Annotated in this window: 3 protein-coding genes; 1 reads left to right on the top strand and 2 read right to left on the bottom strand. The window is 71.3% G+C overall.

Going from position 1 to position 2,145, the window contains the following annotated elements:
* Window positions 1-50 precede the first annotated feature (50 nt).
* Window positions 51-503: an SsgA family sporulation/cell division regulator gene (locus tag AOJ26_RS40150; protein WP_053853269.1), complete on the bottom strand. Its 453-nt coding sequence runs from the start codon at window positions 501-503 to the stop codon at window positions 51-53.
* Between the two features lie 324 nt (window positions 504-827).
* On the opposite strand from AOJ26_RS40150, the gene AOJ26_RS40145 reads away from it, so the two are divergent.
* Window positions 828-1,625 (top strand): alpha/beta hydrolase, encoded by a 798-nt coding sequence (locus tag AOJ26_RS40145; protein ID WP_053853268.1) that lies wholly within the window; start codon window positions 828-830, stop codon window positions 1,623-1,625.
* Between the two features lie 27 nt (window positions 1,626-1,652).
* On the opposite strand, the gene AOJ26_RS40140 is transcribed toward AOJ26_RS40145, so the two are convergent.
* A partial coding sequence (locus AOJ26_RS40140; protein WP_199828928.1) for a helix-turn-helix transcriptional regulator occupies window positions 1,653-2,145 on the bottom strand: 493 nt, incomplete at its 5' end.

Below are 2,145 nucleotides of genomic sequence, written 5' to 3'. Positions count from 1 at the left end.
CCCCGGGAACCCCCCCAACACATCCGCGGTGGTGGGCCGGCCCTGAATCCTCAGGAACCCGCCAGCAGATCCGCGGTGGCCGCGTCCCAGTCGACCTCGGCCAGCTCGCGGCCGGCGGGTACGAGCTCGTAGGTGTGCTCCAGCCACTCCTCCAGCGGGGGCACCGGGAGTTCGAAGAGAGCCGCCATGTCCCGGGAGGCCAACTGGAGCCACGCGGTGCCACCGCCCTCGGAACGCGCCGGCCACATCTGCACGTCGCCGAGGCCGCTGGCCGAGCGGAGGCCCTGTCGCAGGAGGTCACGGCCGATCCGCCACAGCACCCGGGGACCGCCCTCGACGACCAGCACCACGGATACGGCAAGGGGAGCCGCCGGGTCGAAACGGAACTCCGCCCTGATCGTCTGCCGGGCGGCGACGTCCAGCACGCGCTGGACGTCCAGGACCAGCTCCGGGCAGGCGTACGACGGAGGCCGGGACTGTACACCGGGTTGGTTGCTGCTCATTGCGGGTGGATCCTTCCCCGTGGCGAAAGCTGACGCCATCCACCCTGGTCGCCTCGGACGCGTCGTTCATAAGTCACTTGACCGTCCACTTCGCCCGAGTCAGGGTGCGGGGTGCTCAGCGGGCGCCCCGGAAAACGGAGCCGGTTCTTCATCCCCGTCGCCTCGAACGAAGGCGCTTCCCCGGGGCGCTCCCGCCCCTGAGGGTGCTGTCGGCCATGAACATTAAGTCATTCGACTGTCGCCCCCCGACCAGCCCCTCAACGATGCTGAAACCGTCGCCGGCGTGCCGGAGCCGGATGATCGTCACGCTCGGAGGAGCCCGCTGTGAACCCCACTCCCGTCGTCTTCATCCACGGCACCTGGCTGCACGCGCTGTCCTGGGAGTCATGGGCGGAGCGCTTCGCAGGCCGGGGGTTCCACGCGTTCACACCCGGCTGGCCGGGGGAGGCGGCCGCCGTCGGGGAGCTGCGCAGGTCGCCCGGGACCATCGCGGGCATCGGCCTCGACGTGCTCACCGACCACTACGCCGGCATCGTCCGCTCGTTCGACACCGCTCCGGTGATCGTCGGCCACTCCGTCGGCGGTCTCATCGCGCAGCACCTCCTCGCCGCCAACATCGGCCGGGCCGCCGTGGCCATCGCGCCCGCCCCCATCAACGACCTCGCACTGCCCGAAGCCCCGGCCCGGTTGTGGACCCCGGACCCGACCGACGCCGAACCCTTGGTGACGCTCTCCCCGGGGCAGTTCCACCAGGTGTTCGCGAACACCGCCACGGCGGAGGAGTCGGACCGGCTCTTCGAGCGCTACGTCGTTCCCGCCCCCCGCCGTCTGCTCGACGACCTCGGACACGCGAGCGCGGCACGCGAACGGCACGCCGTGGTGGACGTCGGCAACGCCGACCGTGGCCCGCTGCTGCTGATCTCCGGCCAGGAGGACCTGCTGGTACCCGACTCCGTCACGCGCGCGGCGTACAAGCAGTACGGCGACTCCACAGCCGTCACCGACCTCAAGCAGTTCGCGGACCGCGCCCACTCCCTGGTCATCGACAACGGATGGCGGTTCGTCGCCGACTATGTGCTCGGCTGGCTGGACGAGTACGGCCTGCGCACCCACCGCGGCTAGCGCGGGGTCACACCCGCCGGCGCGGGGTCACACCTTCTGGTCGTCGGACAACCTGCCCAGTGCGTCGCGCAGTGCGGCTCGGCTGGTGATGCCGAGCTTGGGGAAGACGCGGTACAGGTGTGAGCTGACGGTGCGTGGCGAGAGGTGCATGCGCTCGCCGATCTCCTTGTTGGTGAGGCCGCCGGCGGCGAGGTCGGCGATCCGGCGTTCCTGCCAGGTCAGCGCCGCGAGGTGGGCGGAGGAGGCGTGCACGGTCGCGCCGGTGGCCCGCAGCTCGGCATGGGCGCGTTCGGCCCAGGTCACCGCACCGAGCCGCTCGAACGCCTCGGCCGCCAGCGTCAGTGCGTGACGTGCCGTCTTGCGTCCCTGGGTGTGGCGTTGGCGGGTGCCGTGGGCGAGGCGGATGCGGGCGAGTTCGAAGGGGAAGGTGGTGGCGTCGGGGTGGTTCTCGGCTTGGTGGTAGTGGGCGTCGGCCTGAGTGGGGTCGGGGGTGGTGAGGGCGAGGGCGCCGTGGGTGAGG

The organism is Streptomyces sp. NRRL B-24085 (assembly GCF_001282115.1).
Lineage (GTDB): Bacteria > Actinomycetota > Actinomycetes > Streptomycetales > Streptomycetaceae > Streptomyces.
Note: the sequence above shows the minus strand (reverse complement) of the source record. Positions and strands in the feature narration are given on the sequence as shown.

What these genes read in the sequence shown, in the direction of transcription:
- AOJ26_RS40150 (WP_053853269.1), bottom strand. Translation starts at nt 503, where the DNA reads ATGAGCAGCAACCAACCCGGTGTACAGTCCCGGCCTCCGTCGTACGCC.